General features: G+C 69.7%; 10 protein-coding genes. All 10 read left to right on the top strand.

The window, feature by feature from the left end:
- Nucleotides 1-820: AI-2E family transporter (locus PARHAE_RS11635; RefSeq protein WP_164555224.1), on the top strand; the 820-nt coding region annotated here is incomplete at its 5' end.
- 64 nt (nt 821-884) lie between these two features.
- On the top strand, nt 885-1,640 hold the full coding sequence (locus tag PARHAE_RS11630) for a GNAT family N-acetyltransferase (RefSeq protein WP_126154790.1): 756 nt from the start codon (nt 885-887) through the stop codon (nt 1,638-1,640).
- A 130-nt stretch (nt 1,641-1,770) separates the two neighbouring features.
- The gene (locus PARHAE_RS11625) at nt 1,771-2,586 is read left to right on the top strand and encodes an urease accessory protein UreD (RefSeq protein WP_126154789.1); all 816 of its coding nucleotides are present in this window, start codon (nt 1,771-1,773) and stop codon (nt 2,584-2,586) included.
- A 2-nt stretch (nt 2,587-2,588) separates the two neighbouring features.
- A complete protein-coding gene (locus tag PARHAE_RS11620) occupies nt 2,589-2,906 on the top strand; it encodes an urease subunit gamma (RefSeq protein ID WP_126154788.1) in 318 nt (105 codons plus the stop codon).
- A complete protein-coding gene (locus PARHAE_RS11615) occupies nt 2,903-3,460 on the top strand; it encodes a HupE/UreJ family protein (RefSeq protein WP_126154787.1) in 558 nt (185 codons plus the stop codon). Before PARHAE_RS11620 ends, PARHAE_RS11615 begins: the two co-directional genes overlap by 4 nt.
- A complete protein-coding gene (locus PARHAE_RS11610) occupies nt 3,461-3,766 on the top strand; it encodes an urease subunit beta (protein WP_126154786.1) in 306 nt (101 codons plus the stop codon). It begins immediately after the preceding gene.
- Nucleotides 3,763-5,448 (top strand): urease subunit alpha, encoded by a 1,686-nt coding sequence (gene ureC / locus PARHAE_RS11605; protein ID WP_126154785.1) that lies wholly within the window; start codon nt 3,763-3,765, stop codon nt 5,446-5,448. Before PARHAE_RS11610 ends, ureC begins: the two co-directional genes overlap by 4 nt.
- Nucleotides 5,449-5,464: 16 nt before the next feature.
- Nucleotides 5,465-6,016 carry an urease accessory protein UreE gene (locus PARHAE_RS11600; RefSeq protein ID WP_126154784.1) on the top strand — a complete coding sequence of 184 codons (552 nt, stop codon included), beginning with the start codon at nt 5,465-5,467 and terminating at the stop codon, nt 6,014-6,016.
- Entirely contained in the window at nt 5,988-6,641 is a 654-nt protein-coding gene (locus tag PARHAE_RS11595; RefSeq protein WP_126154783.1) for an urease accessory protein UreF, read from the top strand. The genes PARHAE_RS11600 and PARHAE_RS11595 overlap by 29 nt, the downstream gene beginning before the upstream one ends.
- On the top strand, nt 6,638-7,261 hold the full coding sequence (gene ureG, locus PARHAE_RS11590; RefSeq protein ID WP_126154782.1) for an urease accessory protein UreG: 624 nt from the start codon (nt 6,638-6,640) through the stop codon (nt 7,259-7,261). Before PARHAE_RS11595 ends, ureG begins: the two co-directional genes overlap by 4 nt.
- Nucleotides 7,262-7,378: the final 117 nt, after the last annotated feature.

Raw genomic sequence — 7,378 nt, 5'->3', positions numbered from 1 at the left:
GGCGGGGGTGGTGGCCTGGGCGGGGCCTGCCCTCTCGGAACAGTTCCGCCAGCTGATCGGCAGCCTGCCCTCCGCCTGGGACCAGATCAGCGGCTGGCTGTCGGACAGTTCGGTCGGACAGTTCCTGGAGAGGCGGATGGAAAACGCCTCGCAATCGGGCGGGGGGTCGCCGACGGGCAGCCTGCCCACGCTGTTCAGCTATGTCACCGGAACGCTGAACACGGTCATGGGCAGCGTCGCCAACGGGGTGCTGATGCTGACAGTGGCGATCTTCCTGGCGCTGGATGCGCCGATGTATCGCGGCGGCGCGCTGCGGCTGGTGCCGCTGTCCTATCGGGCGCGGGCGCGGGCCATCGCGGATGAACTGGGCCGCGCCCTGGGCCGTTGGATGGGCGGGCAGGCGCTGGACATGGCTGCGGTGGCACTGGCCACGGGGCTGGGGCTGTGGCTGCTGGGGGTGCCGCTGGCCCTGGTGCTGGGGCTGATCGCGGGGCTGACCAACATCATCCCGCTGGTCGGTCCGTTCCTGTCGGGGATCCCGGCGGTGCTGTTCGCGCTGACCCAGGGCTTTGACATGGCGATCTATGTGGCGCTTCTGTTCGTCGTCGTCCAGCAGGTCGAGGGGAACCTGCTGATGCCCCTGATCCAGCGCTTTGCCGCCGACCTGCCGCCCGCGCTGACGGTGCTTGCGATTCTCGCCTTCGGCAGCCTGTTCGGCTTCGCGGGCATCGTGCTGGCGACGCCCCTGCTGCTGGTGGCGATCATCCTGATCAAGCGCATCTATATCGAGGACGTGCTGGGCGACCGGCAGGAGGACTGAACTTTTCATAGGCCGTTTACGAAGATGCGCTATAAGGCGGTCGTCGCTGATCCGGGGCTGCATCATGACGCCATTCCGCAAGGGCCGCTATCTGGTGCGCCTGGCCGCTTCGCCCGACGACCTGCGCGCGGCGCAGCGGCTGCGGTGGCTTTGCTTCATCGCCCGCAGCGCCGAGGGCGAGGACGGCGCGCAGCTGGAAACCGACGCCCTGGACGCGGATTGCAGCCACCTCCTGATGACCGAGGCGGCGACCGGCCGGCTTGTCTGCTGCCTTCGCTTCCTGCCTTTGGCGGGCGGGCACGAGATCGGGCGCAGCTATTCCGCGCAGTTCTACGATCTGGCCGCGCTGGAATCCTTTGACGCCCCCATGATCGAGGTCGGGCGGTTCTGCATCCACCCCTCGGTCCGCGATCCCGACATCGTCCGCCTGGCCTGGGCGGCGCTGACGCGGATCGTCGACGATGGCGGCGCGCAGATGCTGTTCGGCTGCTCCAGCTTCGTCGGGACCGAGCCCGCGGATCACGCCGACGCCTTCGCCATGCTTCAGGCGCGCCACCTGGCCCCGCGCCGCTGGTGGCCGCGCATCAAGGCGCCCCATGTCTTCCGCCTGGCCCGCGCGCTGCTGCCCGGCCAGCCCGATCCCCGGCGCGCCATGGCCGCCATGCCGCCGCTGCTGCGCAGCTATCTGGCCCTCGGCGGCTGGGTCAGCGACCACGCGGTCGTGGATTCCGCCCTGCGCACCATGCATGTCTTCACCGGGGTCGAGATCGGGGCGATCCCGCCCGCCCGGCGCCGGTTGCTGCGAACGGCGGCACTTTGATCCCAAAACTGCCCGTCTTTTCGGCGATCCGCCCGCGTCCTGGGCAAAACGATCCCTGAAGCGGAATTGCCGGGCCTGACCCGACCGGGCCGCGATTGACCTTTCCGGCGGCGGGCCGCCCCTTCGGATCATGTTCGACGCAACCGCCCCCATGCCGGTCCTTCAGCGCAGCGCAGGCTCCGCGCATGTGGTCATGGGGCCGCGCGGGCTGGTCGATCTGGCGCAATCGGGATCGGCCAAGGCGATGCTGCCCCGCATTGCGCAGGGCCTGCCGCAGATCGTGTTCCTGAACACCTCGGGCGGGCTGGCATCCGGGGACCGCCTGTCCTTCGCGGCGACGCTGCGCGCGGGCACCCGCGCCCTGGCGACGACGCAGACGGCCGAGCGGGCCTATCGCGCCGAAGGCGATCCGGCACAGGCGCGGGTCGGCCTGGCGGTCGGCGAAAACGGCTGGCTGGACTGGCTGCCGCAAGAAACCATCCTGTTCGACGGCGCCCGGCTGCAGCGCGAGACGGTCGTGGATCTGGCCCCCGGCGCGGGCTGCCTGCTGCTGGAGACGGTCGTGCTGGGACGGCTGGCGATGGGCGAACATCCCCGCCGCCTGCACCTGCGCGACCGCCGCATGGTGCGGCAGGCGGGCCGGATCGTCCACCACGACGCGATGGCGCTTGACGATGCGGCGCTGCCCCGGTTGGACCGCCCGGCGCTGCTGGGCGGGGCGCGCGCCCTGGCGACGCTGGCGATGATCGCCCCGCAGGCGCCCGACCTGCTGGCCCCGGCCCGCGCCGCCTTGGACGAACCCGGCGTCACCGGCGCCGCCAGCGCCCCGCCGGGGCGGCTGGTGATCCGGCTCTTGGCGCGGGACGACTGGCCGCTGCGGCGCCAGATCCACCGGCTGCTGACCGTCCTTCGCCCCGATCCCCTTCCCCGTGTCTGGCAGGTCTGACGATGAACCTTACCCCGCGAGAGCGCGAAAAGCTGCTGGTCTCGGTCGCCGCGATGGTCGCGCGCAACCGGCTGGCCCGCGGCGTCAAGCTGAACCACCCCGAGGCCATCGCCCTGATCACCGATTTCGTGGTCGAGGGCGCGCGCGACGGCCGCAGCGTCGCCGACCTGATGCAGGCGGGCGCGCATGTGGTCACCGCCGAACAGTGCATGTCCGGCGTCCCCGCCATGATCGAATCGGTGCAGGTCGAGGCCACCTTTCCCGACGGCACCAAGCTTGTCACCGTCCACCACCCGATCCGCCACGAGGCCCCCGCATGAAACGACTTGCCCTTGCCGCCCTTCTTCTGCCTCAGGCCGCCCTGGCCCATCCCGGCCATCACGACGACGGCCAGTTCCTGTCGGGCCTGACCCATCCGATCGGCGGCGCCGACCATCTGCTGGCGATGGTGGCCCTTGGCCTGCTGGCCGCGCAGATCGGCGGCCGCGCGCTCTGGGCGCTGCCCTTGGCCTTCGTCGGCAGCATGATCGCGGGCGGGCTGGCCGGTTACGCCGGACTGGCCTTTCCGGGGGTCGAGCCGATGATCCTTGCTTCCGTCATCATCCTGGGCGCGCTTGTCGCGATGGCCGCGCGCCTGCCGCTGGCGGTGCTGCTTCCGGGCGTGGCGGTCTTCGGCTTCGCCCATGGCTGGGCGCATGGCGCCGAAGGCCCGACGCAGGGCCTGTCCCTTTATGCGGTCGGCTTCGCGGTGGCGACGATGGCGCTGCACCTGGCCGGGATCGCGCTCGGCAAGGCCGCGCAGAACGGCGCGCTGCTACGCGGCCTGGGCGGCGGCACCGCCGCGGCGGGTCTTGTGCTGGCGATGGTGGGCTGAATGATCCCCGGAGAGATCCTTCCCGTCCCAGGCGAGATCACCCTGAACGAAGGCCGAGATCCGGTCACGCTGATGGTGGCCAATACCGGCGACCGCCCGATCCAGGTCGGCAGCCATTATCATTTCGCCGAAACCAACCCGGCCCTGCGCTTCGACCGCGCGGCGGCGCGCGGGATGCGCCTGTCGATCCCCGCAGGCACCGCCGTCCGCTTCGAGCCGGGCCAGTCGCGCGAGATCCGGCTGATCCCCTTCGCGGGCAACCGGGTCGTGCAAGGCTTCCGCAAAGACGTGATGGGCGCGCTATGACCCGGCTGTCCCGCGCCGATTACGCCGCGCTCTATGGTCCCACGACCGGCGACCGTATCCGCCTGGCCGATACCGAATTGCTGATCGAGGTCGAGCGCGACCTGACCATCCCCGGCGAGGAGGTGAAGTTCGGCGGCGGCAAGGTCGTGCGCGACGGCATGGGCCAGTCCCAGGTAACGCGCGCGGACGGCGCGATGGATACGGTCATCACCGGCGTCGTGGTCTTCGACCATCAGGGCATCACCAAGGCCGATGTGGGCCTGCGCGACGGCCGCATCGCCGGAATCGGCAAGGCGGGAAACCCCGACACCCAGCCGGGCGTGACCCTTGTCATCGGTCCCGGCACCGAGATCATCGCGGGAGAGGGGCGGATCCTGACGCCCGGCGGCTTCGACTGCCATATCCATTACATCTGCCCGCAGCAGGTGGACCATGCGCTGCATTCCGGCGTCACCACCTTGTTGGGCGGCGGCACCGGGCCCGCGCATGGCACGCTGGCCACCACCTGCACCCCCGGTCCCTGGCACATCGCCCGGATGATGGAGGCCTGCGCCGACCTGCCCGTCAATATCGGCATCGCGGGCAAGGGCAACGCCTCGGTCGCGGCCCCCTTGGAGGAACAGATCCGCGCCGGCGCCTGCGCGCTGAAGCTGCACGAAGACTGGGGCACCACCCCCGCCGCCATCGACTGCTGCCTGACCGTGGCCGACGCGATGGATGTGCAGGTGATGATCCACACCGACACGCTGAACGAATCGGGCTTTGTCGAGGATACGATGGCCGCCATCGCGGGCCGCACCATCCACGCCTATCATACCGAGGGCGCGGGCGGCGGCCACGCCCCCGACATCATCCGCATGGTCGGCATGGCGAATGTCCTGCCGTCATCGACCAATCCGACGCGCCCCTATACCGGCAACACCATCGAGGAACATCTCGACATGCTGATGGTGTGCCACCACCTCGACCGCCGGGTGCCCGAGGACGTGGCCTTCGCCGAAAGCCGCATCCGCCGTGAAACCATCGCGGCCGAGGACATCCTGCACGATCTGGGCGCGTTTTCGGTGATCTCCTCGGACAGCCAGGCGATGGGCCGGATCGGAGAGGTGATCATCCGCACCTGGCAGACCGCCGACAAGATGCGCCGCCAGCGCGGCCGCCTGCCCGAAGAACAAGGTCAGAACGACAATCTGCGCGCCCGGCGATACATCGCGAAATACACGATCAACCCGGCCATCGTCCATGGCGTCAGCGGCCATATCGGCAGCATCGCCCCCGGCAAGCGCGCCGATCTGGTCCTGTGGTCGCCCGCCTTCTTCGGCGTCAAGCCCGAGATGGTCCTGGTCGGCGGCCAGATCAGCGTGGCGCAGATGGGCGATCCCAACGGCTCGATCCCCGTCCAGCCGATCTTCAGCCGCCCGATGTGGGGCCATACCCGCCGTGCCTCGGCGCTGTTCGTCTCGAAGACCGGGCTGGAAAACGGGGCGGGGGACGGCCTGCACAAGACCCTGATCGCCGTCGAGAACACGCGGTCCATCGGCAAGGCCGACATGGAACTGAATCGCGCCATGCCCGCGATCGAGGTCGATCCCGAAACCTACGAGGTCCGCGCCGATGGTGTTTTGTTAACTTGCGAGCCAGCGACGGAACTGCCGATGGCCCAACGCTATTTCCTCTTCTAAGAGGGAGGACCAAGTCATGATCACCGCCACCAGCATCATCCGCAACGCCCCCGCGCCGTTCGACGGCGAGGTCTCGCTGGATTACGAAGGCCGCCTGCTGCGGCGCCGCAAGCTGGCCAGCAGCGCCGGCGATTTCCTGGTGGACCTGCCGGAAACCACCAGCCTGGAAGACGGCGACGCGTTCGAACTGTCGGACGGCCGCCAGATCGTCGTCCGCGCCAAGCCCGAGCCCGTGATGGTGATTCGCGGCCATCTGGCGCGGCTTGCCTGGCATATCGGCAACCGCCACACCCCCTGCCGGATCGAGGCCGACCGCCTGATCATTCGCCAGGACCATGTGCTGGAGGCGATGCTGCGCAAGCTGGGTGCGGATATCTGCCACAAGGAACTGCCCTTCCGACCGGAAGGCGGCGCCTATGGCCACGGCCGGACCTTCGGCCACGATCACGGACCTGACCACCGGCACGACCACGGGCACGACCATCACCATGACCACGGGCACGGCCACGCCAGCCCCGCGCCCACGCTTGTCGCCAAGAATGACCTGCCCGACAATCACGCCGCCTGAAATCGCGCGGCTGCGGCTGGCGCAATACCTGTCGCCCGCCTTTCCGGTCGGCGGCTTCGCCTGGTCGCAGGGCCTTGAATACGCGATGGACGCGGGCCTCGTCACCCGCGCCACGCTGCCGCAATGGCTGGCCGACTGGCTGGATCGCGGCGCAGGCTGGACTGACGCGGTGCTGGTGGCCCTGTCCCTGCGCGCCGTCGATCATGCGGCGCTTGACGATCTGGCCCGCGCGGCCTGTTTGTCGGCGGAGCGGCTGGCGGAAACGGTGGAACAGGGCACAGCCTTTGCCGCCAATGTCACCGCGCTGACGGGCCAGCCGCAGCCCGCCGCCGCGCTGCCGATAGCCTTCGGCCGCGCCTGCGCCGACATGGCCCTGCCGCACCCGGAAATCATCGCGGCCTTCCTGCAAGCCCAGGCCGCCGCCTTGATCAGCGCCACCGTCCGCTTCCTGCCGCTTGGCCCGGTCGAAGGGCAGCGGATGCTGGCCGCGCTGCAATCCGCCATCCTTGCCGCCGCTGTCCGCGCGGCCAGCGCGACCCAGGACGACCTTGCCAGCAGCGCCTGGGGCGCGGATATCGCCGCCATGCGCCATGAAACCATGCCCGTCAGGATATTCCGATCATGAGCAACCACGGTCCCCTTCGCGTCGGCATCGGCGGCCCTGTCGGCGCGGGCAAGACCACGCTGACCGAACAGCTGGCCCGCGCTCTGGCCCCCCGCCTGTCGATGGCGGTCGTCACCAACGACATCTATACCCGCGAGGACGCCGAGGCGCTGATGCGCGCCCAGGTCCTGCCCGCCGAGCGCATCCGGGGGGTCGAGACCGGCGGCTGCCCCCATACCGCCATCCGCGAGGACGCCAGCATCAACCTGGCCGCCATCGCCGACCTGAACGAGGCCTTTCCCGACCTGGATCTGGTGCTGATCGAATCGGGCGGCGACAACCTGGCCGCGACCTTTTCGCCGGAACTGGCGGATCTGACGATCTATGTGATCGACACGGCAGCGGGCCAGGACATTCCCCGCAAGCGCGGGCCGGGGCTGGCGCGGTCCGACTTGCTGGTGGTGAACAAGACGGATCTGGCCCCGCATGTGGGCGTGGACGCGGCGCTGCTGGAAAGCGATGCGCGGACCGCGCGCGGTGCCCGCCCGGTGGTCATGGCGCAACTGCGCCACGGCGGGGGCTTGGACCAGATCGTCGATTTCCTGGTCGATCAGGGCGGTTTGCAGCCCCGCCCGGCCTGACTCTGCCCGCGCGGAAGGCAGGTGCCCGGTATCCTGCCCGCGCCGCAGCCACTTTCCGCATCCCCTGCCCCCAACCTGCCCAAAACCTGTTCAGCCCGCCGAAAACCCGGCTTGCTG

It is taken from the genome of Paracoccus haematequi (genome assembly GCF_900631945.1).
Taxonomy (GTDB): domain Bacteria; phylum Pseudomonadota; class Alphaproteobacteria; order Rhodobacterales; family Rhodobacteraceae; genus Paracoccus; species Paracoccus haematequi_A.
This window is presented reverse-complemented; position numbering and strand designations above follow the sequence as displayed.